We start from the raw sequence: 22591 nt of genomic DNA on the forward strand, positions 1-22591 counted from the left end.
GCGCCATGAGTCAACCGAACGTCTGGATCATCGACCACCGGGATTCCTTCACCTGGAACCTTGCAGAACTCGTCAGAAAGACGGGAATGGCCGTTCCGCGCGTGGTTTCCAATGAATCACCGGAACTGGAACAGGCGGTTCAGGCGGGGGAAAAGCTCATCCTGTCTCCCGGTCCGGGAACGGTGGAGGATGACTGCCACCGGGCCACCTTCCGCCTTCTGGAGCACCTGCCCCGTTTTACTCCGGTGCTGGGCGTATGCCTAGGGCATCAGATCCTGGGCGTGCGCTTCGGAGCCCGTCTGGAACACCTTTCCCGGCCCCTTCACGGAGCGCGGGAATTCATACGCAGAACGGAACAGTGTCCCATCCTGGAGGGATTGCCGGAACAATTTCCCGCCGCGCTTTACCATTCCTGGCGTCTTGCCTCCTTCCCCTGGCCGGCGGAGCTGATTGTCACGGCTAGGGATTCCGGAAAAAACGTGCAGGCCATCCGCCACAGGCATCTCCCTCTTTACGGCATTCAGTTCCATCCGGAATCCATCCTGACGCCGGACGGAGAAGCGCTGCTCCGGAACTTCCTGTCCCTTCCGGCAGGAAGCCGGGAAAAACGGCGCATCCAATGATTCCACCCCAGCCCCCGGCATCAGGAATGAACGGGACAAGACTGGAAGGTGTCTCACTCCCGTGCGGTTCCGGCTCCCATGCCCGGCCGCTTCAGAGATAACGTTTTTCCCCTTTATGAATGCACAGGACGAACTCAAGATCAGGGACATGGAAATCCTGTTCCAGCCTTTCCACTCACGCAAGCTCAACACTCCCACCCGCATCGTCCTCCCCGCCATGACCCGGGGATTTTCTCCCAACGGGGTTCCCACGGACCAGGTAGCCGCTTATTACAAAAGGCGGGCCGGGCATGAAGTAGGGCTCATCATCACGGAAGGCACGTTCATTGACGAGCCCAGCGCCTCACCTTCCTCCAACTATCCCAATTTCTTCGGGGGAGCCTCCCTGCGGGGATGGAAAAAGGTGCTGGAAGCCGTTCACGCTACGGATTGCAAAATAGCCCCGCAACTCTGGCATGTAGGCATGGCCCGGCCCTTCAAGGGAGAAGACCTGCCCCATCCGGAGCTGCCGCCCATCGGGCCTTCCGGAATTGACGTAAACACGCTGGAACAGACGGCTGAACCGATGAGCATCTCCAAAATTGAGGAGGTTATCAATGCTTTTGCGAAGGCGGCCGCAGACGCCAAACGGCTGGGTTTTGACGGTGTGGAACTGCACGGAGCGCACGGCTACCTGATTGACCAGTTTTTCTGGAAGGAGACCAACAGGCGCACGGACGAATACGGAGGCGACCTGACAGGCCGAACCCGTTTTGCCAGCCGCATCATCCATGCTGTCCGCAAGGCGGTGGGCAGCCGATTCCCCATCATCTTCCGCTTCTCCCAATGGAAAACGGGCCATTATGACGCCAAGCTGGCGTATACCCCCGAGGAATTGGAAGCTTTTCTGGCTCCGCTGACGGATGCGGGCGTGGATATCTTCGACTGTTCCACGCGCCGTTTTTGGGAACCGGAATTTGAAGGTTCCCGCCTCAACCTGGCCGGCTGGACCAGGAAACTTACCGGAAAACCCACGATTTCCGTCGGCTCTGTGGGGCTTAAGGGAGATTTTACTAATGCCTTTGACGGAGGGCCGGAAGCGGAGGCCGCCAGTGTGGAACCGCTGGTGGAACGGCTGAAAGCAGGGGAATTTGACCTGATTGCCGTAGGCCGCGCCCTGCTGGCGGATGCGGAATGGGCGGAAAAAATACGCCATGCGCGGGAAAAAGAAATCCACCTGTTTACGAAGGAAGACCTGAAAACGCTGAAATAACGGATCAGGCCTCTTCCCCCATTTCCGCAGTAATCATCATTCCCGCAGAAGAGACCTTTTTATTTCTTCCTGACGCGGACAGTCAGGTACAACAGCCGCAAAAGAACCAGGGCCGGAATCTGAAGCGTCAGCAAATACCACGGAACGGAACCGAAATATTCCAGAACAGTTCCAGCCGGGGCATACCGGGTAAAACCGTAATTCGTATCCAGCCAGATATTCACCGGAATAATCAAAACCAGGTAGGCGTCGCACAAACCCAGAGCCCGCATGTCGTCCCACGGCCGCGCGCGCCATTGCAGGACGGCGGGAAGGTAAAGGGCGGAAATCAATAAAAGCCCGTGCCCAACGAAAAAGGCGAAAAAGGCGGCGGAGGGAAAACCGTCATGAAGCATGGGTGTAATCAGTCCCTGGACGCTCGCCGTCAGCACGCCGAAATACGCCACGGCGCATGCCCAGGGCGTGCGGAACCACAGGGCAATAAAACAGACCAGCGTCATCAGACTGCAAAAATGCAGCGGAAGCCTGTCCTGCCAGGGTTCCCAATGTTCTCTGACGATGCGGCCGAATGTTTCCATCAGAAACGTCAACAGGAAAACCCCTCCCAGAATCTTTCCCACAAGCGAACGGCTCTCCATCCGGAGCCGCCGGCATCCCCACAGGAGCCCCCCTGCGGCCAGGGCCACGATGCCCAGGGCAGCCCAGTGCGGCAGGCTCCAACGGACAAACAGGGGCGCCATTTCTCCGGTCATAAAAAGATCCATCAACGGGAGGGAGGAGGTTCCGGGCACGCATGAAGTTTGGCGCTGATGGCCTCCACCTTAAGACGCAGAACACATACGGAACGGACCATGCCGGGGGTAAAATCCGCATCCCTGCCCGTCTGGTGCAGCATGATGCGGCGCAAGGCATGCATCTTTTCCTCATCCCCCCGGAGAAATTCGACGACGCCACGCCCCATGACGCAGCCGTAGGCGTAACTGTACCGGCACGGCATATCCCCCTCCAGCAACACATGATCCCCATCCATTTCAAAAGAAACCTCCGGACGGTTTTGCAGGATATCCAGCTTCCTTCCTTCCCTGGCGCAGTGGAAAAACAGGCTCAGGGAACCATTTTTTTCTTCATAACCGAAGTTGAGAGGAACTATATACACCTCCCTGCCGTCCCACAGCCCCAGGCGGCACACCTTAAACCGGGCGATCATTCCCAGCAAATCCCCATGCCGGGTTACTTCCCTGTCTTTTCTTCTCATAAGCCGGCGTCCTCCATCCGTTCATTCATCCAAAAAACGGCATGTTCGTCCGGCAGAAAGCCATTCCGCACGGAAGAACAGGGAGAACCTGCCTGAATGTGCAGCATTCGAAAGCCTCTGCCCCTGAAAAGAGACGCCGGCGTGCCGGAATCTTCCGAAATAGCATGGAGCGGAACCAGACAGGGAGGGAATGTAGAACGGCTACTCATGGCGACGGAAGATGAAACGCAGCAAAAAATACAGAGAAAAGACCTCCGGGAAAAGCTTTTTGCCCTCTTCTCTACGCATTTCCGGAACCGGGATGTCCATCATGAAACGGGAATATCCGCCACATCCGCAAAAATACCCTCCGCCGCGCGGCATAAATCCACAGGATTCAACTCAATCTGGCACCCCAGGCGTCCGCCGCTCACCACCATTTCCGGCAGGGCCTCCGCGCTGGCATCAATTACAGCAGGGTATTTCCTTTTCATCCCCAAAGCCGTGCAGCCGCCGCGCACATACCCCGTCACGGCAGTAATATCCTTCACCGGAAGCATGGAAAGAGCCTTCTCTCCCACGGTTCGGGCAGCCTTTTTCAAGGAAAGCTCCGCGCCTATGGGGATCACGAACACGTAATACTGCCGTGGAGCACCCTCCGTTACCAGCGTCTTGTACATCTTCTCCTCCGCCAGATTCAGTGCTTCCGCTGTATGCCGCGCATCCACAAACTCGCGGCATTCATAGGAATAATGCCTGTACGGGATATGCAGCGCATCCAGCAGGCGCATGGCATTTGTCTTTGCCTCCTTCTTTTTGGACATAAACTTGAAAAAGGAATGTCCCGGTAACATAGGGAAAAAGCCTTCCTTTGACAAGCCCGGGAGCCCCCGACGGCCTCTATGAAAAAGTGGAATGGAAAACGGGGCTTTCTCTGAAAGAACGGTAAGGACGGCAACGCCGTTCCTCCAGTGCCGCCTGTTCACAGCGGAAAATTTCAAAAACGGTGGACAGCGAAAAAGGAAAAACGCCTCATTTCCGCAGAACCCTTGACTTGACGCTGGCAGAAAAGATAACATCCGGCATCATGGAAGATTATCGTGTCCGGAGAAGCTTTGGAGAACATGTCCTGCGCTGCTCCGTCCTGATTGCAGCCCTCTTCATCATGTCTCTGGGCATCGCTCTGTCCGCCAAGGCAGACCTGGGGGTCTCCCCCATCTCCTGCACGCCCTATGTGCTCAGCCTGGCATTTCCGCTAACCATGGGAACCGTCACCATCCTCATGCATCTGAGTTTTGTAGCCGTGCAGGCGGCCCTGCTGAAAAGACAGTTCCGTCCGGCTCATCTGCTCCAGATTCCCATTGTTTTTATCTTCGGCATTCTGACGGATTTTTCCATGTGGCTCATGGCGCCTCTGGAACCGGACGGATACCTGTGGTCCGTTATTCTCTGCCTGTTCAGCTGCGTGGTCATCGGGTTCGGCGTCTTTCTTCAGGTTAAGGCGGATGCCGTTCTTCTGGCCGCGGAAGGAATGAGCCTGGCCTTCGTCAAACTCTTCAAATGGGAATTCGGCGCCGTAAAAACCGGGGTGGACTGCACGCTCGTCTGCATCGGCATGGCCTGTTCCCTCATCTTTCTGCCCGGATTGACGGGCATACGGGAAGGAACCGTGGTGGCCGCCGTCCTGGTGGGAATGATCGTCCGTTTTTTCAACAGACACGTCTTCTGGCCGGACAGGCTCCTGGAACGGCTGGCAAACCCTGGAGCCTCAGGCGAACTTCTTTCGCTGGCGCAAACAGCCGTTTATGCTCCGGACGCCCCTCTGGTCATTTCCATTGACCGGGAATACGGTTCCGGCGGCCATGCCATCGGGAAAATGCTGGCGGAAAAGCTGGGCATCCGATTTTACGACTCGGAACTGGTGTACCTCACGGCCTCCCAGAGCGGCCTCACTCCGGACTACATCCGCAAGCACGAACAACAGCTTTCCAGTCGCTTCCTGCATGAACTCTACGCCCAGAACTACGCCTACACAGCGGAGGAACTGCCTCCGGAAGACGCCGCCTTCCTGGCCCAGAGCAAAGTTATCCGGGACATTACGGTCGGTCAGGCGTGCGTCATCGTGGGCCGCTGCGCCAACTTCATCCTGAAAGGGAGGCCCAACCTGTTCAGTGTTTTCCTTCATGCGGACAGGAACACGCGCATGCAGCGCGTTATTGAAAACTACGGGGTAAAACCTGGCGGCGCAGCCCGGGCCATGGATATCATGGACGCCCGCCGCCGCACCCACTGCCTGCACTACACCGGGCAGGAACTGGGCAATGCACGCCTCTACAACTTGTGCGTCAACACGTCCGACTATGGCCTGGAGCGCACGGTGGAACTGATTCTGGAAGCCATCAACACCAGAACCGAACAATCTTCCTCTGTAGAAACGGTTCCCGTCCGCTCCGCATCTTTTCCCGAACCGGAGGCCGGCAGCATTCCCGGAGAAATATCCCTGGCCTGATCGGGGCAAATGTCTCAAACAGGCAATACTTATGTAAAAACTGCCTGACCGGTAAATAAAAAACCCGGCAGGAAAGCAGATGGCTCTTTCCCTATAAAAGCAGCCCCATCCCTCCAAACTTCCCCGGCTTTTTTCCGGCTGCGCAATTCAAAGCAACAAGATACGGCCTTTCTGAGTCCAAAAAGCATGAGACTCTGGTCACTCCACCCCTCTTACCTGGATGCTGTCGGCCTGGTTGCCCTGTGGAGAGAAGGCCTCCTGGCACGCAAAGTTTTGCAGGGGCAGACAAAAGGCTATATCCATCATCCCCAGCTCTTCCGCTTCCGGGAGACGGGAAACCCCATTCATGTCCTGGATTTCTACCTGAAAACCGTCCATGACGAATCCATCCGCAGAGGCTACCATTTTGATTTAAGCAAAATTTCTCCCTGTGAAGTCCGGCCTCCTTCCCTTCTACTTCCGGATAAACAGCTCGAATACGAATTCCTTCATCTTCTGGACAAGCTCAAGGAAAGGTCTCCGCGGCAATATTCCCTGTTGCGGCAAACGGCCTCCATTCTTCCTCACCCCATTTTCCAAGTAGAACCCGGAGATATTTGCTGCTGGGAGAAAAGGCTTTTTTATAATTAAAACGACCGCATTTCCCACTCCGACAACGGTTTTAGCCCTTTGTTTTTTTAAAGCCCATGCGGTGAGGGAAAAGGCTCATGGCCTCTGAAGGATCGGCAGCCTTAAAATTAATTTGAGAAAGAATAGCACGGGGCATACACACTGACAAAATGGTCTGTTGCACCATATGCCCAGTAGCCTGGTCCAATACATCCGTTTGAACATGCACTGCTACCCTTGAAAGCGGCAAGAATGAAAATAATTCACGGGCAATTCTTAAAGCACATCCACATACGTAGTCTTGATACAGCTCACAGAATCTGGTCCGGGACATATTTTTCACGCTTAACTTGCCCCTGACAGTAAGGGTCTTAATCTGTTTGGGAACAACAACCTCTCCATCTATCGTCAAATAAATAACAGCAGTATCAGAATCAGGAATTGCAAAATGAATCTCGCATCCTATTTCCTGAATTTCATTCAAAGGGTTAATTTCCAAAATAGCCTGCTGATAGGCTAAAGTATCTCCCCGATTAATAGATAACGCCAGTTCATGAAGCGCCGACCACTGGCTGAATTTAAGCTCATAACACTCAATGGACTTTTGATAATTATACTCATCCACTTGCTTCGCATGAACGACTTTTTGTTCAAGATCGGATCTGATTTTTTCAACTTTTCCGCACATGCGGTGGAAAAACTTAGGCCTGTACATTCTAAGTTTTTGCATAGCAATACGTTCTTCCTTATCGTTTTTTACTGGATACGCCGGAGGGGGCTGATTAACTATTTCCTCCCAGTCAAACGAATCGCCTACTTCATGATGAATTGTGGTTAATTGGCTGATACGCTCCTCAAATTTTTCGACTTCCATTTGCGCTCTCACTAATTCATCATGTTTTTGCTGAAGAGCCAATTCCCTTAGGGCCAGTTTTTCCTGCCTTGCGGCCTCACGGGCCGCTCTTCTGCTCGCTGCTTCGAGTTCTCTTAAAAGTCTGCTGATAGTTGCCATATTCTTAAAACAGGAACTGTTTTACCTAATTTGTACAGACTATAAAGATAATCTTTCCGGTATAGATCAATTCCTCATGAGCATGCACTTTAATCCATGCCTGGCAAAATGGAAAAGGCCTCAAAGCGTTTGTGCTTTAAGGCCTTTATTTGGTGGAGCATAGCGGGTTCGAACCGCTGACCTCTTCAATGCCATTGAAGCGCTCTACCAACTGAGCTAATACCCCTTTGACTTTCGTCTTGGTGCGTCCTGCAGAGGACGGGGAGAAATTATCATTTCCAAAGCGGGCATGCAAGCTTTTTCTACAAAAAAATTGTTCCGAGATGATTTTTCCGGAAAATACTGAATCTGGGAAGGGGTGCAAATCCCATGCAGACGAAAACACGGACAGTCTGAACAAATGTGTTTGAATAAGACTCATTCCTGTTTTACCATTCCATAAATGATGAAACGCCCTCTTTTTACTCATCGCATGATATTCGCCTGCGCTCTGGCAATTTTGTTTCTGGCCGGTTCCGTTCATGCCCAGGAGACTTCTGCTGCAGGAAGGCCGCCGGCCCAGACGGAGGACAGCGGCATCTCCACACCCCGCAGAGTCGCCGGACTGGGCGTTCTGGCGTTCCTGATCGGCTGGATGATTTGGAGAAGCAGTTCCAGCCGCCAAAAGGACAGAGACCATGAACAGGAGACTCCCCGGGAATGACACCGTTTTTGAAAGGTTGCCCTGCTTCCTGGCGTAGTCGTTGCAGGAAAGTGTCTCCGGCCATGAACATGATTCTACCCATCCTGAGCTTTCTGTGCGGCGTCATGCTGACGGAAGCGGCTTCCGGCTCTTCCGGGGAGGGAAAGCCTTCTCCCGGCGTAGTGCAGGAATTATGGTTCGGCATTCCGGGAGCATCCGTAAAGGATTTGACCCACAGGAAGATTTTTGAAACGGCGGCCCCGGATGTCCGCACGATCAGCAATCTGGATGTGGAAAACCAGGGGGACAGGTACGGGGCCCGTTACACAGCCCTTCTGAAAGTCCCGGCAAGCGGGAAGTACCGCCTTTACCTGTCTTCCGATGATTCCGCAGAATTATGGCTGGGCAAGGATGCTACCCAGAAGGACATGACCTGCATCGCCACCGTCAAAGGATATTCCGACATCCATAATTGGGGCAATCAGCCCAACCAGGCTTCCGAACCTATCCAACTGGAGGCGGACCGGTTTTATTTCCTTCAGGTGGTTCACAAGGAGGATGGAGGCCCGGACCACATGTCCGTAGCCTGGTCCGGGCCGGGCATCCCCTCTCCCGTCATCATCCCTGCCACGGCGCTGTTCATACCTCCCGGTATCCTGCCGGAAGAAAAAAAGCAATCCCCGGCCAAAGCGGACTGAAAAGCCCTTTGATTACCTTCCCTCCGGCCCTTCCCTGCTTTCAGGAGATAGTATCAATTTGCCGATGAAAAAATGAATATTTTTCATCAAACTCTATCCATCAATTATTTCCAATACGAAAAAACCGGACCTCCCCCCTATGGGAGAAGTCCGGTCTTTTCTCGTCATTTATCATGTAGTTAATTGAAGCGGCCTGACACAGAAAAATGCCAAAACACCTTCTGAATCCAAATCTAACGGATTTAGAATCCGCAGTCAAGTTCCTACCTTGAAAGGAAAAGATTTGAGAAAAATCCCGATGTTCTTCGAGGATATCCATCTTGGATACAAAAAACTCTCAGCTTTTCATGTGAAGGATAAAATTTCAAGAGAAGGAAGAAGGCATTTTTGTGATTCATATCTTTTTTTAAATCCAAGAATCATTTATTTTCAATAATCTATCTTTCTTGCCGTCCATAAGGAACGGACATTGCCGTTCAGAAAAAATGCTTCTCCCCTCCTGAAATTTTTTATCATTAATGAAACTGCGGATTCTAAATCCGTGTTACGAGGAGAATACCTGAATGAGTGATTTCGAATAAAACGCCACCTGTCCCAAAGAGCCAAGAGATAAGCGTTTTCACGTGAAAAGAGCCGCACGACAACTCCTTTTTTCAGAAGAAAGCAAGTTTGAAATCATTTTTCAGTACGATTAAAAAATAAGAAATGATGTAGAATAGTCCTGCCGCGAGATTCTCAAAAGATTCCATCTGTTGATATTCAGCAAATTCATTCTATAAAAAACATAGAAAATCAATAAAATATTCTGAAAGGAAGGGGGAATATATTCAGTATCTCGTAACCCTCTGACCGTATAAATGATGTTGAATATACGGAAAAAAATACGGGAACGCGGGAAAGTTTCAACAGACGGAAGAAGCAGCGCTTTTAATAGACTAGGGCTGCTGGAGAGAAGCAGCAGCGTTTGCCACCTTTCCAGATGTTGCCGGGGGAGGTAAAAACAAGCAGACATTAATGTCTGCGGCGCCTTGCCAGAAGGCCTCCCAGTCCCAGGAACGCCAGAGAGGATGTCGCCGGTTCCGGAATCTGGCTGATGGAAAGGGAACCGATGGTCATGGAACAGCCGTTGCCGGATGTGCTGGCCCAGCCTCCCAAGGTGAGACCGTTCAAATAGAGAACTGACTTTTCATAGTTGATTTCCGTTTTATTGACTAATGCCATGTCTCCAAGGAATGCCTCCACATAGGTAGAGCCGTCTTCCGCCAGGAAATTGACGGTGAGCGTGCCGGAATAGATGTCGGAAACGGAGCCGCTTTCCCCGGAAACATTCATGTTATTTCCATTATTGGAAAAAGCCCAGGTATTGGTGGTGGTGGAAAAACCGAAGGCCGTCGTTTGCGTGTTGTATGCTCCAAAGCCCAGGGAGAACACGGGGCCATTTCCAAGCTGGAGGCCGGAAACGTCCATTACAAAGGAATAGGAAGCCTTGGACAGGGAAATATATAAGGAAGATATATCAATCCATGCCCTTTGAGAGGAATCTGCCAGAATCAGGGACCCGTTTTCAATAGAGGGGCCTGTCCCGAATTTGTCAAGTTCTACGAAGAGTCCGCCTGTGGTGGAAGCGCCGCTTTCCGTGAATGCATCCCAAGAGGCAAGGAGCAGGGAAGCCTGCGAACAAGAAATTCCCCACAGCGCAAGAGCCAGAAATATAGTCTTTTTCATAAAAGAGATAATTTGATAATATTAAGAATATATGGATTTTTAATCAGACAGTCAAATCTAACATTATTTCACAGGTTGTTAGAAAAAAATAAGAATATTCCATTCGGAAGGGATGTCATAACCAAAGATTCTTCATCCGAAATTCAGAGGTCTGATATTCAGTCTGTTTTGATTTTTATCCATGATCTCCAATCTCAGGCGGATTGCACAATCCGTTCTTCATTTTTGAGGGGATTTTTATTCATCAAGTGTAGCTAAGAACGCCTGCCAACAAATCATTTTACTGGAAAAGTACACTTTCATCCCCTGCTCCGCTATCCGGCATGAATGACTTTCCCGTTATTGGAATAGCAACGGCCGTCCAGTTATACACCTGTTATTATCATTTTATTCACACCTCTTCCCTCTTTTTTCAGAACCCGCATTCTTTTTTCTCAGGAAAAACATGAAACAGGAAAGACTGCATGGAAGGGGAAGAAAACAGGGAATGCTCCTTATGCCATCGAAAAATCCAGAACGAAACATACGATTTTTCACAGGCGTTTTTTACTTTCCGTAAATCATCCCCATGTCTTTTCCACCCCCTTGAAACCATTTCCCCGGAACGGAACGAGGAAAACGTGACGACAATTGTCCTTGTTCCAATGACGGGCGGGCGGTAGATTTTCCGCGCCATATGAGCAGATCATCCAGAACAGAACGCCTTGATTACCTGAAAGACCAGTTACGTAAAAGGGTTGTCATCCTGGATGGCGCCATGGGCACCAATATCCAAAAATTCAGACTGGAAGAGAAGGATTACCGCGGAGAACGTTTCGCGGATGCGGCACGCTATCCCAACGATTTAAAGAATAATAACGACCTTCTGGTTCTGACCAGGCCGGATATTATTCTGGATATTCACCGCCGCTTTCTGGACACGGGACGGGCGGATATTCTGGAAACCTGCACATTCGGAGCCACCAGCATCGGCCAGCATGATTATTTCTGGCGCCGTCCGGAAGAAGGCAGCCACAAGAACCAGCAGTATTTCCAGGAGGTGGTGGACGCCCCTGAACTAAAAACCCTTGTCCGGGAATTGAACCTGTCTGCTGCCGCGCTCGCCCGGCAGGCGTGCGATGACGCGGAAGCCGCAGACGGCAACCCTCGTCTGGTGGCCGGCTCCATCGGTCCCATGCCCGTCACCTGTTCCCTGTCTCCCGATGTGAATGATCCCGGCTTCCGCGCCGTGAATTTCCGCCAGCTCAGGCAGGCGTACCGGGATCAGGCGTTGGCTTTGCTGGAAGGGGGAGTGGACATGCTGCTGGTGGAGACGATTTTCGACACGCTGAACGCCAAGGCTGCCCTGTTCGCCATTGAAGAAATTTTTGAGGAACAACCGGAAAGCTCTGTTCCGGTCATGGTGTCCGTCACGCTGACGGACAAAGCCGGACGCACGCTGTCCGGCCAGACGATTGAAGCATTCTGGAATTCCATCCGCCACGTGCGCCCCTTCTCCGTAGGCATCAATTGCGCCCTGGGGCCGGACCTGATGCGCCCCTTTGCGGAAGAACTGTCCGGACTGGCGGATTGCCACATGTCCGTTTACGCGAATGCCGGGCTTCCCAACCCGCTCAGCCCTACCGGCTACGACCTTCTGCCGGCGGACATGGCCCGGTTCATGAAGGAATACGCGGACCAGGGCCTGCTGAACATCGTGGGCGGCTGCTGCGGAACCACTCCGGAGCACATCGGCGCCATTGCGGCTGCCGTGGAAGGAATGCCTCCGCGCGTTCCGGTTCCCCAAACGCCTGCGCTTCGCCTGTCCGGATATGAAGCGTATAACCACACGCGGGAAAAAAACACCCTCTTTGTCGGGGAACGCTGCAACGTGGCGGGCTCTCCCAAATTCGCCCGCCTGATTCGTGAAGGAAACTACGAGGAAGCGGTATCCATTGCCCGGCAGCAGGTGGAAAATGGCGCGCTGGTTTTGGATTTCTGTTTTGACGACGGCCTGATCGACGGGCCTCAGGCCATGATCCGCTTCCTGAACCTTGTTTCCGCAGAGCCGGATATCGCCCGCGTTCCTTTCATGGTGGATTCCTCCAAATGGGAAGTGCTGGAAGCGGGGCTCCAATGCATGCAGGGCAAGGGAATCGTGAATTCCATCTCCCTGAAGGAGGGGGAAGCAGAATTCCTGAAGAAAGCGGCGCTGATTAAGAAGTACGGCGCGGCGGTCGTGGTCATGGCGTTTGACGAACATGGACAGGCCGCCAATTACGAGGACCGCGTCCGCATCTCCAGACGAGCCTATGACTTGCTGGTAAACCGGGTGCAGTTTCCTCCGGAAGACATCATTTTTGACCCGAACGTCCTGACCGTAGGCACTGGCATTGCGGAACACGCCGATTACGCTCTTGATTTCTTCAAGGCCGCAGGCTGGATTTCCCGGAACCTGCCGCATGCCCACATTTCCGGCGGCATTTCCAATGTCTCCTTTGCCTTCCGCGGCAACAACCCGGTGCGGGAAGCCATGCATTCCGCTTTCCTGTACCACGCTACGCAGCAGGGGCTGGACATGTGCATCGTGAACGCCGGGATGCTGGAGGTGTACGACAATATTCCCAAGGACAGGCTGGAGCTGATTGAAGACGTTCTGCTGAACCGGAGGACGGACGCCACGGAACGCCTGACGGACTACGCGGAAAAACTGGCTGCGGAAAAAACCGGAGACGGAAAGGAGAAAAAAACCGTACTGGCCTGGAGGGAGCAGGACGTCTCCAAACGCCTGGAATATTCTCTTATCAAGGGCATTACCGAATTTGTTGACGCGGATACGGAGGAGGCTTTTCAGGAGATGGGTTCCCCGCTGAACGTGATTGAAGGCCCTCTGATGGCCGGCATGAAGGTTGTGGGGCAACTGTTTGGGGACGGCAAAATGTTCCTTCCGCAGGTGGTAAAAAGCGCCCGCGTCATGAAACAGGCTGTAGCCTGGCTCACCCCCTATATAGAAGCGGACAGCAAAGGTGCCGCCAAGGCGGGAAAAGCCGTGATCGCAACCGTGAAGGGGGACGTGCATGACATCGGCAAGAATATCGTCGGCGTGGTGTTGGGCTGCAACGGTTTTGAAATGATTGACCTGGGCGTCATGGTGCATTGCGATACCATTCTGGACCGGGCGGAAGCGGAACAGGCGGACCTGGTGATGCTTTCCGGGCTGATCACCCCTTCCCTGGAGGAAATGTCCCATGTAGCCGCGGAAATGGAACGCCGGGGGATGACCATTCCCCTGATGGTGGGGGGAGCTACGACGTCAGCCCTGCACACGGCCCTGAAAATAGCCCCCCATTACCAAGGAGCCGTGGTGCATACGGAGGATGCCTCCCAGGTGGTGCCCGCAGCCGCCTCCCTGGTGGGAGAAAAAAAGGATTCCTACATTGCCGCCGTGAAAGCCCGGCAGGAGGAATTGCGCAACAATCATGAAAACAAACCAGTCCGAGACCTCCTGCCCCTGGAGAAAGCCAGGGAATTGCGGTGGAAGGGGGCGGAAGGCGGCTATCTCCCCCCCGTTCCCGCCCGTCTGGGCCCGGTTTCCATCGGCAGCCTGCACAGCTCCGTAAGCTGCGGCTGCTGCAGTGACGATCCGCGTTATTACGTAACTGTTCAGGAGCTTATCGAGCGCATGGACTGGACGCCTTTTTTCCACGCCTGGGAGCTGCACGGCACATGGGACCGCGTCCGCCGGGAGTTCCGCACCAAGGACCCGTCCAAGGCTGAGGCGGCCGCGGCTCTGTACCAGGACGCCCTCCGCCTGCTGGAACAGGCCGTGAAGGAAAACCGCTACCAGGCGCGCGGCGTCATAGGCATTTTCCCAGCCAATTCAACGGCCAGCCATGACGACATCACCGTCTGGGCGGATGAATCCAGAACCATTCCCCTGGCTACGCTGCTGACGCAGCGCCAGCAACTGGACAAACAGGAGAAACCCCGGCTGGCGCTGGCGGACTTCATCGCTCCCGAAGGCGTCAGGGATTACGTGGGGGCCATGGCGGTCAGCATCCACGGCTCCCGCCGCTGGGCAAAGGAATGGGAAGCCAGAAACGACTCCTACCGCGCCCTGCTGGTCAGTTCTCTGGCGGACCGCCTGGTGGAAGCTTTCGCGGCTATCGCCCATGACAAGCTGCGCCTTTTGTGGAATATTCCGGAAGGGTCCGGCGTGCGTCCCGCCTGCGGGTACCCCAGCCAACCGGACCACCAGGAAAAGGAAACCGTCTTCACCCTGCTCCACGCCCGGGAGGAAGCGGGCATGAGCCTGACGGAAACATGGATGATGCAGCCCGTTTCTTCCGTCTGCGCCCTCGTCTTCTCCCATCCGGAAAGCACTTATTTCTCCGTGGGCGTCACTGGGGAAGACCAGCAGGAGGATTACGCCTCCAGAAAGCGGGCCTCCCGGCCCTGACCTCCCCTTTCCCTTTGATGCAGCATACCGACCAGATACAGGCCCTTTCGGAATTCCTGCTGGAATACGCCACCACCCTCATGGGCGCGGGAGTGCATACCAACCGCGCCGTGCGCAATATTTCCCGCATTGCCGCCGCGTATGGATACAGCGCGGACATGACCATTTTCCAGCGCAATATCACCATGAGCCTGATCTGCAAGGATGACGAGACGCTGCGCCGCACCTCCGTCCGGAAACTGAAACCTCTGGCGTTCAACCTGAACCTGATCCAGCAGCTCAGTGAATTGAGCTGGCTCCCGGTGGACAACAACGTCAGCATTGCGGAAATGGAACAGGCATTCCGCTCCATGGTGCGCACCAAAAGATTTTCCCGCTGGACGGACCTGCTCCTGGTCAGCGTGGGCAACGCCGCCTTCTGCCGCCTGTTTAACGGAGACCTGTGGGCCATGCTGACCGTGTTCGCCGCCACCATGCTGGGCTTTCTGGCCAAGCAGCAGCTTACCCGGCTGAAATACAATCCGCTGGGGGTCATCATCCTTTCCGCCTTCACCGCTTCCATGGCGGCCGCGTGCGCCGTCCTTTTCCAGATAGGCTCCACACCGCAGATCGCCCTGGCAACCAGCGTCCTGTTCCTGGTGCCCGGCGTCCAGATGATCAACTCCATTATGGACCTGATGCACGGCCACATCCTGATGGGCATTTCCCGTGGCGTCCACTCCATCATGATGATCGTCTGCATCGCCATCGGCCTTTCCGCAACCATGCTCATCGTCGGGGTAAACAGCTTATGAATCCGGATTTTATTTCATCCATCCTTCTGGACGGGCTGATGGCCGCCATCGCCGCCACGGGATTTGCCGTCATCTCCAATCCGCCCAAGCGCGCCATTGCCGTTTCCGCCGTTCTGGCGGCCGTCGGCCACGCTTTCCGCTTTTACATGCAGCATTCCTGGACCATTGACATTTCCAACGCCACCTTCATTGCCGCCTTCACCATAGGCATGCTGGGCGTCATGACGGCCAAGCTGGTAAAATGCCCGGCGGAAATATTTGCTTTCCCTTCCCTGCTTCCCATGATTCCCGGCGTGTACGCCTATAAGACCATTCTGGCCCTGATGCAGTTCATGCAGGAGAACCAGGACGCGGCCGTCATGAACCGGCTGATCGTGGACATCTGCAAAAACGGCATCACCGCCTTCTTCATCATCTTTTCCCTGGTCATCGGCGTAGCCATACCCATGCTGATGTTCAAACGGTTGAGCTATACACGCGTCATCAAGCCGGGGCATTGACCTTCAAACAAGGGAGACAGGGCATTTTTCTCTTGCCAGACTGCGCCCCGTGTGGTTTACTACGCCCCGCAACGGCAGAAATGCCTGAGCAGACAGCCCCATAGTGTAATTGGTAACACACCTGATTTTGGTTCAGTATTTCTAGGTTCGAGTCCTGGTGGGGCTGCCAATCCAACCCTCCTTGAAGGAGGGTTTTTTGTTGCCTTTTTCAGGATTCATCCTCTCCCGGAGCGCGCTTGAACGCCATTTCCCATCATCTGCGCAAAATTCTTGAAAATCCAACAGCCGTACTGCCGCGCATGAAGCATGCGGTGGTGAAGGAGAAGGCCGAAAAGAGAGGTACTCCATGAACGGCTCGCATACGGCATTCCGGGACGGTAAAAGCTCTTGCGTTACAGGGATTTTTTTGCATAATCCCCCGGCAGGAATGACGGAAAAACCTATACAACTGGGGCTTGCCGGGCTGGGAACGGTCGGTTCCGGCGTTTATGAAACGCTGTGCCGCAATCACGCCCTTCTGGAAGCCCGGAGCAAGATTCCTTTCAGGCTCAAGCGCATCGCCGTGCGCAACCTGGAAAAGCCCAGGGAAACCGTCGTTCCCCGGGAACTTCTGACGGACGATTGGCAGGATTTGGTCAATGACCCGGAAATAGACATCATTATTGAGCTGATTGGAGGGACGCGCCAGGCTTACGACCTGGTGACGCTGGCCCTCCGGGCCGGCAAGCCCGTCGTTACGGGGAACAAAGCTCTTCTGGCCGAGTACGGAGCGGAGATTTTCAAGCTCTCCGCGGAAATGGGCACCCCCATTTATTTCGAAGCGTCTGCCGGCGGCGGCATCCCCATTATCCAGAGCTTGCAGAATTCCCTGATTTGCAACCACATCAATTCCATTGTGGGCATTATTAACGGAACGTCCAACTATATTCTTTCCGCCATGGGGGAACACGGGGCCGATTACGCGGACGCCCTGGCCCAGGCCCAGAAGCTGGGCTTCGCGGAAGAAGACCCCTCCTTGGACGTCAATGGCTGGGATGCCGCCCACAAGGCGCTCATCCTGACGATGCTGGCTTACGGGACAACCATTTCCCCGGATAAAATTTACGTCAGAGGCATTGAGAATATCACCAGCCGGGATTTCGAGTTTGCCAAAAAACTGGGCTATACCATCAAGCTCCTTGTCGTCATCCGGTATCATGAGGGGCAGGAAGACGCCCTGGAACTGCGCGTCCAGCCCTGTTTTGTCCATGACTGGCACATCCTGGCTTCCGTGAACGGCGTGTTCAACGCCATTTCCGTCAACGGGGATATTGTGGGGGAAACGCTGTTTTACGGCCGCGGAGCGGGCAAGAACCCCACAGCCTCCGCCGTCATCAGCGACGTCATCACCGCCATGCGGGAAAGCCGCTATCCGGAATACCATACGGGCTTCAATCCCTATGCCAAGGCCTGCGGGATCATGCACATTAATGATACGGTCACTCCGTATTACGTCCGCTTCCAGGTGGTGGACCAGCCGGGCGTCATTGCGGAAATAGCCCGCATTCTGGCCACCTTCGGCATCGGCATTTCCGCCACCTCTTCCCTCCCCAGCCATATTGATGAGGGCGGAGCCCCCTGGAACGACCTCGTTTTCATCCTCCACTCCTGCCCGTGGGGCCAGCTTCAGAAGGCGCTGGAGGAAATAACCCGCATTTCCTGCGTGGCGGCGGAACCCCGCGTCCTGCGCATAGAACATCTTCTTCCTCAATCCTAACCTACATATCATCCTGTTACATGGCTCTTATCGTTCAAAAATTCGGGGGCAGCTCCGTCGGCACCATTGACCGCATCCGCAATGTAGCGCGCCGCATCCATGAAACCGCCAGGGAAGGCAACCAGGTGGTCGCCGTCGTTTCCGCCATGAGCGGCGTGACGGACAAGCTGATTGGCCTTGCCAGGGAATTGTCTGAAACCCCTTGCGAACGCGAACTTGACGTGCTGATGGCCACCGGCGAACAGCAGTCCATCGCCCTGCTCTGCATGGCTCTGCATGAACTGGGGGAAAAAGCCGTGTCCTTCACGGGGGCGCAGGCCGGGATCACCACCTTCGGCAGCCACACGCGGGGGCGCATCCACAATATTGACCCAACGCTGATGAACAAGTACCTGCTGGAAGGCAACATCCTGATCTGCGCCGGCTTCCAGGGGGTTACGGAAGAAGGAATGGTCCAGACGCTGGGCCGCGGCGGTTCCGATCTCTCCGCCATCGCCATCGCGGCCGCCCTGAAAGCGGACGTGTGCCAGATTTTCACAGATGTGGACGGCGTCTATACCTGTGACCCCCGCGTGGTCAAGGACGCCAAGAAAATACAAACCCTTTCATATGACGAAATGCTGGAAATGGCTTCCAACGGGTCCAAGGTGATGCAGTCGCGTTCCGTGGAATTCGCCAAAAAATTCGGTGTCGTCTTTGAAGTTCGCAACTCCATGAACAACAACCCCGGTACAATCGTGCAAGAAGAAACCCCCTCCATGGAAGCCGTCGTCATCCGCGGCATTTCCATTGACCGCAACCAGGCCCGCGTTACCATTACCGGCATTCCGGACCAGATCGGCTACACGGCCCAGATACTGGGCGCCCTGGCAGAAGCGGAAATCAATCTGGATATGATTCTGGCCAATACTGCCCATGACGGCTATGTCCGCCAGTCCTTTACGATGCCCTCCAACGAACTGGGCCGCGCCCAGGCCGCCCTCAAACCGGTCATGGCCGCCCTCGGCTCCACCGTCAAGGTGGAAACGGAAGCTGGACTGGCCAAGCTTTCCCTAGTCGGCATCGGCATGCGTTCCCATTCCGGCGTAGGAGCCACCGCTTTCAAGGCCCTGGCGGACGCCAACATCAAGATCGGCATGATTTCCACCTCGGAAATCAAGATTGCCGTGATGGTGGACGAATCCGATATTGAGGAAGCGGCCCGGGTAGTGCATAAGGCGTTCAACCTGGGAGCCTGATTTTTTCAGTATTTATCAACTCTTTTTTCCGCGCCGGTTCACGTTCCCGTGAACCGGCTTTTTCATGCGGCAAGAAAAGCAGCCCTTTCCCGGAAGAGGAACGCCATTCCCCGTTTCCTTCCAAATTCCGAATGAAGGAAGGGCCGTCTCTCTTCACATACTGTGGCGGGCGGAACGGCCGTCATAGAAACACAGGAAAATGACGCCGTCCTTTCCCTGTTCCGGTTTTACCGGCTTGCCGCCCAGGTTTTTCAGCGTTCACCTAAAATCCATGCCTCCTGGCAACGGAATTCTCCGGGGGAAAGGGAAGTCTTTACAGGTACGGAGCAAAAAAGCACAACAAACAGAAGGTTCATCTACAGGGAATCCACCGTCCTCCGCACCGCGCAGAGGCTGCCGCAGTCAATCCCTGTTATTGCACCCGTATCGTCTGCTCAATCAGTTCGTTCAGGCGCGGCGCAGTAATGCCGCCAACCATATCCTTCAGCTTCATTCCTTCCAGATACAGAACCGTTAGAGGAACGGCTTCCAGGCCATATTTGCGGGCTATGTCCGGATAGGCGTCCGCATCAATCAGCACGGCAAACGCCTTGCCGTCCTGCGATTCGGCATAAGATTTTACCGCCTGGACGTAATCCATGGCCGGACGGCTCCATGAAGCGTAAAAAACAAGGAGTACCTTGCGGCCGGAAAGTTCCGTAAGCTGCCGCATGTCCTCTCCCTTGTAATCCATCCATACGGGGGCCTTTTTCTTGGGTTTTGCGGGCGGGAGGACTTTTTTGGGAGGGTCAAACGTCCTTTCCAGAGGACGCGGAGCGGGCTTTTTTTCCGCATAACGGGCGCGGCGTTCACTGGAATCGTCGCACCCGGTCAGACCGGCCGCCAGCAAACCGCAGACCAATATGAACAAGCCCTGTTTCATCCGCAGGCAAGTATGCCCGGAGAAGGCGAATTTGCAAGTCTGAAACCCATCCCGCTTTTCTGCGTTGCCCTCTCCCCCCTCTTTCTGTTATGGTGAAGGTTGCATGAATGGCGTCCCTCCACTGGAATTCGCAGGTGTTTCCCACTGGGCGGCCCTGGCCGCACTCCTGGCGGCGGGAACCTGCATCCTGGAGCTGGGGCAGTCCTACAAGAAAACCGTCAGAAACCGCACTACCTTCTGGCTGGGGGCGGCCTGCCTGTTCAGCCTGGTTCCCGACCTGGCCGCCATGCTGGCCGATGAACCGGAGAAGAACTGGACATGGATGCTTCCCCTGCATTTCTGCTCCGTCATGCAGGTGGTGTGCGCCCTGAGCCTGTGGATACCCTCCCGGCGGCTGCGCTCCGTGGCCTATTACTGCGTGCTGTGCGCCACCCTCCAGGGGCTGGTGACTCCTTCCGTGGCCCATGATTTCCCCTCATGGACGTATGTTGCCTTTTTCCTGTCCCACGGCGTGACAGTCATCACGGCGCTCTACCTGCCTCTGGCGCTGAAATGGAAACCGGCGCGATGGGACTTCCTGTGGGCTTTTTTGCTGGCGAACGCGTATCTGGCCGCTATCCATCCCGTCAACATGCTCCTGGGAACCAATTACGGGTTTACCGTGGCCACGCCCGCCGGAGGTTCCGTGCTGGACTTTCTCGGGCCATGGCCCTGGTACCTGCTGTGGATGCAGGTTCCTGCGCTGGCGCTGATGTACCTGCTCACGCTTCCCTTCCGCCGTTATCCCAGGGGCCGCACGGGCAGTTCCCTGCTCCGCCACTGAAATGGGATTTTTCCCCCTGTTCCGTCTGAATTCCCGCGAAAACGTCCCTCCCGTTTCCCAAAAAAGAGCCCGGACAGGCCTTTACTGTACAATCGGCTTAAGGATGCCGATGTAGGTGTCCGATGTCCCGGTTCCGCGATAAATGGAATTCATCCTGATTTTGATGGTGTGCACAGGCTGCCTGTAGTACGGAGGCACAACGATCTGCGGAGTCCAGTCATCCCGCAGCGTGGCGTCAAAAGTATAATTTCCATTCAGCGTCACCTGGATGCTTTTGGGGCGGCTGAACATGGAATAGGCAATATTCGGGTGCCTCCGGGCTTCCGAATCCTTTTCCGGGTTGGTTACCGGGGAAATGCCGGTCTCCAGCATGATGCCCAGCAGCCGGCCGGGTTTCCTGAGCCTGATTTCCAGTGTTTCCCCCTGGCCGTCTCCGGAAACGCTTTCCGCCCAATAGCCGGAACTTTTCTTCAGATTCTCCGGGGAACATAGTGCCCCGTAAGGATCCCTGTCCAGAGTGGAACTGGCCGTCACATCGTACTGGTCCGTCAAAACGCCTTTTTCTCCGCGGACGGTAATCCTCCCATCCTTGTCCAGCACCCAACCGGGGCCCGGAGTCAGCACCACGGATGGAGCATAGGGCCTGCCGTCTCCCCCCAGCAGAGACCAGGTATAAACGCCTTTGGGCGTCGTCACGATGGATTTGGCATCCGCAGAGGGATCCAGCTTGACGGACTGGTTGGTCATCTCCGAGCTGTACACATTGACCACCGCCCTTGGAGTGCCCCCTGTCCAGGTCATTACCGGAGAGGCAAGCAGCGTCAGGCGCGGTTCCCCCATGTGGACCTTTGGTTCCGGCGTAATGGTAACATCCTGCGTATAAGGAACGGCGAACTGGAAGGTAAGAACATGGATTCCTGCCTTATTGGGAACCTGGGCCACCAGCCAGTGAGTTATTCCGGCAATGGGGAACATGGAGGGAGCGTCCGCCTGAAAATGCCTCCCCTCCACCAGGGAATAATCACATTTCAAATCATCCACGGACGTCAAGACATCCTGAACCGCTTTCGTAAAAGGGATGCTGCGTATGGGTTCCTGACTGGCGGCATTGGCCTGTTCATCAGGCGGCTCATACTGGAACGGCACGCCTACGGAAATGGTCTTGCCCTTTACTCCCCTGGGGATATCCAGCGCGCAGGTGTAAATCAGGAAAGCCTGGTGCTGCTTCAGGGAAACAGTAACGTCCAGGGCGTTCAGCCGGATTCCGTCCGCCTGCGTCAAATCCATGGGAACGGGCAAGCCGGGGACCGGAGCAATGCATTGAAGGGATATCTCCTGCTGACGGGGCTGCGTGGCTTTTTCCGCGGCGGTCTGTTCCTTACGCTGGGGTTCGGCGGCCATGCCCGGCACGCAGCAAGCAATGCCGGCCAGCCAGATCAGGATAGCCAATCTCATGGCCGTTAGAGTAACGCGCTGCAGTCCGTTCATCAAGTCCATTTAGGGGAGGGAGGACAGGCCCTTTCCGTACCCGCCCTTTCCCCTGAACAACAAAGGGCAGCCTTCAGCCCTCCCTTTAACCAGCAACGTCCACGGCAGGAAACATTCGTTCCAAACTCCGAAACGCACGCCTCATGCCCTATGCAAACCGCCGAGTTGATGCCGGGACATCCTTCTACCGGAGAATCGTAAACATGGTTCCAGGTACAACCAGGTAAAAACACACCAAGGAGCATTGGAGGGTTTTCACGTCATAATACAACACAATTCACTCATTGG

19 protein-coding genes and 2 tRNA genes are annotated in these 22591 nt (G+C 54.8%); 13 read left to right on the forward strand and 8 right to left on the reverse strand.

Annotation, left to right across the window (positions count from 1 at the left end; all coding sequences use genetic code 11):
* Nucleotides 1-5: 5 nt before the first annotated feature.
* Both O4G22_RS10030 and O4G22_RS10035 read left to right on the forward strand, forming a co-directional pair.
* Nucleotides 6-623, forward strand: a complete 618-nt coding sequence (locus O4G22_RS10030; RefSeq protein WP_179218510.1) for an anthranilate synthase component II — start codon at nucleotides 6-8, stop codon at nucleotides 621-623.
* 115 nt (nucleotides 624-738) lie between these two features.
* Nucleotides 739-1875 (forward strand): NADH:flavin oxidoreductase, encoded by a 1137-nt coding sequence (locus O4G22_RS10035; RefSeq protein ID WP_094137023.1) that lies wholly within the window; start codon nucleotides 739-741, stop codon nucleotides 1873-1875.
* Nucleotides 1876-1934: 59 nt separating this feature from the next.
* On the opposite strand, the gene O4G22_RS10040 is transcribed toward O4G22_RS10035, so the two are convergent.
* The 3 genes from O4G22_RS10040 to ybaK form a co-directional block, all read right to left on the reverse strand.
* Nucleotides 1935-2639, reverse strand: coding sequence for a TIGR02206 family membrane protein (locus O4G22_RS10040; RefSeq protein WP_094137022.1), 705 nt, complete (start codon nucleotides 2637-2639; stop codon nucleotides 1935-1937).
* Nucleotides 2639-3130: a pyridoxamine 5'-phosphate oxidase family protein gene (locus O4G22_RS10045; RefSeq protein WP_306701707.1), complete on the reverse strand. Its 492-nt coding sequence runs from the start codon at nucleotides 3128-3130 to the stop codon at nucleotides 2639-2641. Before O4G22_RS10045 ends, O4G22_RS10040 begins: the two co-directional genes overlap by 1 nt.
* Nucleotides 3131-3438: 308 nt before the next feature.
* Complete coding sequence (gene ybaK / locus O4G22_RS10050) at nucleotides 3439-3933, reverse strand: Cys-tRNA(Pro) deacylase (RefSeq protein WP_182916153.1); 495 nt, start codon at nucleotides 3931-3933, stop codon at nucleotides 3439-3441.
* 263 nt (nucleotides 3934-4196) lie between these two features.
* Here ybaK and O4G22_RS10055 point away from each other — a divergent pair, with 263 nt between their 5' ends.
* Both O4G22_RS10055 and O4G22_RS10060 read left to right on the forward strand, forming a co-directional pair.
* A complete protein-coding gene (locus O4G22_RS10055; RefSeq protein ID WP_306701708.1) occupies nucleotides 4197-5618 on the forward strand; it encodes a cytidylate kinase family protein in 1422 nt (473 codons plus the stop codon).
* Nucleotides 5619-5804: 186 nt separating this feature from the next.
* Nucleotides 5805-6248, forward strand: coding sequence for a pyrimidine dimer DNA glycosylase/endonuclease V (locus O4G22_RS10060; RefSeq protein WP_290488656.1), 444 nt, complete (start codon nucleotides 5805-5807; stop codon nucleotides 6246-6248).
* A gap of 31 nt (nucleotides 6249-6279) precedes the next feature.
* Here the strand turns inward: O4G22_RS10060 and O4G22_RS10065 are convergent, their stop codons facing one another.
* Nucleotides 6280-7239, reverse strand: coding sequence for a hypothetical protein (locus O4G22_RS10065; RefSeq protein ID WP_306701709.1), 960 nt, complete (start codon nucleotides 7237-7239; stop codon nucleotides 6280-6282).
* 150 nt (nucleotides 7240-7389) lie between these two features.
* A tRNA-Ala gene (locus O4G22_RS10070) sits at nucleotides 7390-7465 on the reverse strand.
* A gap of 246 nt (nucleotides 7466-7711) precedes the next feature.
* Here O4G22_RS10070 and O4G22_RS10075 point away from each other — a divergent pair.
* Both O4G22_RS10075 and O4G22_RS10080 read left to right on the forward strand, forming a co-directional pair.
* A complete protein-coding gene (locus O4G22_RS10075; RefSeq protein ID WP_290488654.1) occupies nucleotides 7712-7942 on the forward strand; it encodes a hypothetical protein in 231 nt (76 codons plus the stop codon).
* A 62-nt stretch (nucleotides 7943-8004) separates the two neighbouring features.
* Nucleotides 8005-8619 carry a PA14 domain-containing protein gene (locus O4G22_RS10080; RefSeq protein ID WP_290488653.1) on the forward strand — a complete coding sequence of 205 codons (615 nt, stop codon included), beginning with the start codon at nucleotides 8005-8007 and terminating at the stop codon, nucleotides 8617-8619.
* 1011 nt (nucleotides 8620-9630) lie between these two features.
* Here O4G22_RS10080 and O4G22_RS10085 read toward each other — a convergent pair.
* Entirely contained in the window at nucleotides 9631-10344 is a 714-nt protein-coding gene (locus O4G22_RS10085; RefSeq protein ID WP_306701710.1) for a PEP-CTERM sorting domain-containing protein, read from the reverse strand.
* A 676-nt stretch (nucleotides 10345-11020) separates the two neighbouring features.
* Between O4G22_RS10085 and metH the strand changes: the two genes are divergently transcribed.
* The 6 genes from metH to O4G22_RS10115 all read left to right on the forward strand — a co-directional run bounded on the left by metH (nucleotide 11021) and on the right by O4G22_RS10115 (nucleotide 19070).
* A complete protein-coding gene (gene metH, locus O4G22_RS10090; protein ID WP_306713881.1) occupies nucleotides 11021-14782 on the forward strand; it encodes a methionine synthase in 3762 nt (1253 codons plus the stop codon).
* A 17-nt stretch (nucleotides 14783-14799) separates the two neighbouring features.
* Nucleotides 14800-15576, forward strand: a complete 777-nt coding sequence (locus O4G22_RS10095; protein WP_094137119.1) for a threonine/serine ThrE exporter family protein — start codon at nucleotides 14800-14802, stop codon at nucleotides 15574-15576.
* Nucleotides 15573-16076 (forward strand): threonine/serine exporter family protein, encoded by a 504-nt coding sequence (locus O4G22_RS10100; RefSeq protein WP_306701713.1) that lies wholly within the window; start codon nucleotides 15573-15575, stop codon nucleotides 16074-16076. Before O4G22_RS10095 ends, O4G22_RS10100 begins: the two co-directional genes overlap by 4 nt.
* A 94-nt stretch (nucleotides 16077-16170) precedes the next feature.
* Nucleotides 16171-16245, forward strand: a tRNA-Gln gene (locus tag O4G22_RS10105).
* 258 nt (nucleotides 16246-16503) lie between these two features.
* A complete protein-coding gene (locus O4G22_RS10110) occupies nucleotides 16504-17832 on the forward strand; it encodes a homoserine dehydrogenase (protein WP_290488650.1) in 1329 nt (442 codons plus the stop codon).
* A gap of 20 nt (nucleotides 17833-17852) precedes the next feature.
* Nucleotides 17853-19070 (forward strand): aspartate kinase, encoded by a 1218-nt coding sequence (locus O4G22_RS10115; RefSeq protein ID WP_022196953.1) that lies wholly within the window; start codon nucleotides 17853-17855, stop codon nucleotides 19068-19070.
* Between the two features lie 412 nt (nucleotides 19071-19482).
* Here O4G22_RS10115 and O4G22_RS10120 read toward each other — a convergent pair whose 3' ends face one another.
* Nucleotides 19483-19992 carry a thioredoxin family protein gene (locus tag O4G22_RS10120; RefSeq protein ID WP_022196954.1) on the reverse strand — a complete coding sequence of 170 codons (510 nt, stop codon included), beginning with the start codon at nucleotides 19990-19992 and terminating at the stop codon, nucleotides 19483-19485.
* Nucleotides 19993-20095: 103 nt separating this feature from the next.
* Here O4G22_RS10120 and O4G22_RS10125 point away from each other — a divergent pair, with 103 nt between their 5' ends.
* Nucleotides 20096-20815 carry a TIGR02206 family membrane protein gene (locus O4G22_RS10125; RefSeq protein WP_094139563.1) on the forward strand — a complete coding sequence of 240 codons (720 nt, stop codon included), beginning with the start codon at nucleotides 20096-20098 and terminating at the stop codon, nucleotides 20813-20815.
* An 81-nt stretch (nucleotides 20816-20896) separates the two neighbouring features.
* On the opposite strand, the gene O4G22_RS10130 is transcribed toward O4G22_RS10125, so the two are convergent.
* Nucleotides 20897-22270, reverse strand: a complete 1374-nt coding sequence (locus O4G22_RS10130) for an NADase-type glycan-binding domain-containing protein (RefSeq protein ID WP_306701714.1) — start codon at nucleotides 22268-22270, stop codon at nucleotides 20897-20899.
* Nucleotides 22271-22591 lie beyond the last annotated feature (321 nt).

Origin of the sequence: Akkermansia muciniphila, assembly GCF_030848305.1 — a bacterium.
GTDB lineage: Bacteria > Verrucomicrobiota > Verrucomicrobiia > Verrucomicrobiales > Akkermansiaceae > Akkermansia > Akkermansia muciniphila_A.

Excerpts from the sequence above, each read along its gene's own strand:
- O4G22_RS10030 (WP_179218510.1), top strand. The coding sequence starts at position 6 with ATGAGTCAACCGAACGTCTGGATCATCGACCACCGGGATTCCTTCACC.
- O4G22_RS10035 (WP_094137023.1), top strand. The coding sequence starts at position 739 with ATGAATGCACAGGACGAACTCAAGATCAGGGACATGGAAATCCTGTTC.
- O4G22_RS10040 (WP_094137022.1), bottom strand. The coding sequence starts at position 2,639 with ATGGATCTTTTTATGACCGGAGAAATGGCGCCCCTGTTTGTCCGTTGG.
- O4G22_RS10045 (WP_306701707.1), bottom strand. The coding sequence starts at position 3,130 with ATGAGAAGAAAAGACAGGGAAGTAACCCGGCATGGGGATTTGCTGGGA.
- ybaK (WP_182916153.1), bottom strand. The coding sequence starts at position 3,933 with ATGTCCAAAAAGAAGGAGGCAAAGACAAATGCCATGCGCCTGCTGGAT.
- O4G22_RS10055 (WP_306701708.1), top strand. The coding sequence starts at position 4,197 with ATGGAAGATTATCGTGTCCGGAGAAGCTTTGGAGAACATGTCCTGCGC.
- O4G22_RS10060 (WP_290488656.1), top strand. The coding sequence starts at position 5,805 with ATGAGACTCTGGTCACTCCACCCCTCTTACCTGGATGCTGTCGGCCTG.
- O4G22_RS10065 (WP_306701709.1), bottom strand. The coding sequence starts at position 7,239 with ATGGCAACTATCAGCAGACTTTTAAGAGAACTCGAAGCAGCGAGCAGA.
- O4G22_RS10075 (WP_290488654.1), top strand. The coding sequence starts at position 7,712 with ATGATATTCGCCTGCGCTCTGGCAATTTTGTTTCTGGCCGGTTCCGTT.
- O4G22_RS10080 (WP_290488653.1), top strand. The coding sequence starts at position 8,005 with ATGAACATGATTCTACCCATCCTGAGCTTTCTGTGCGGCGTCATGCTG.
- O4G22_RS10085 (WP_306701710.1), bottom strand. The coding sequence starts at position 10,344 with ATGAAAAAGACTATATTTCTGGCTCTTGCGCTGTGGGGAATTTCTTGT.
- metH (WP_306713881.1), top strand. The coding sequence starts at position 11,021 with ATGAGCAGATCATCCAGAACAGAACGCCTTGATTACCTGAAAGACCAG.
- O4G22_RS10095 (WP_094137119.1), top strand. The coding sequence starts at position 14,800 with ATGCAGCATACCGACCAGATACAGGCCCTTTCGGAATTCCTGCTGGAA.
- O4G22_RS10100 (WP_306701713.1), top strand. The coding sequence starts at position 15,573 with ATGAATCCGGATTTTATTTCATCCATCCTTCTGGACGGGCTGATGGCC.
- O4G22_RS10110 (WP_290488650.1), top strand. The coding sequence starts at position 16,504 with ATGACGGAAAAACCTATACAACTGGGGCTTGCCGGGCTGGGAACGGTC.
- O4G22_RS10115 (WP_022196953.1), top strand. The coding sequence starts at position 17,853 with ATGGCTCTTATCGTTCAAAAATTCGGGGGCAGCTCCGTCGGCACCATT.
- O4G22_RS10120 (WP_022196954.1), bottom strand. The coding sequence starts at position 19,992 with ATGAAACAGGGCTTGTTCATATTGGTCTGCGGTTTGCTGGCGGCCGGT.
- O4G22_RS10125 (WP_094139563.1), top strand. The coding sequence starts at position 20,096 with ATGAATGGCGTCCCTCCACTGGAATTCGCAGGTGTTTCCCACTGGGCG.
- O4G22_RS10130 (WP_306701714.1), bottom strand. The coding sequence starts at position 22,270 with ATGAGATTGGCTATCCTGATCTGGCTGGCCGGCATTGCTTGCTGCGTG.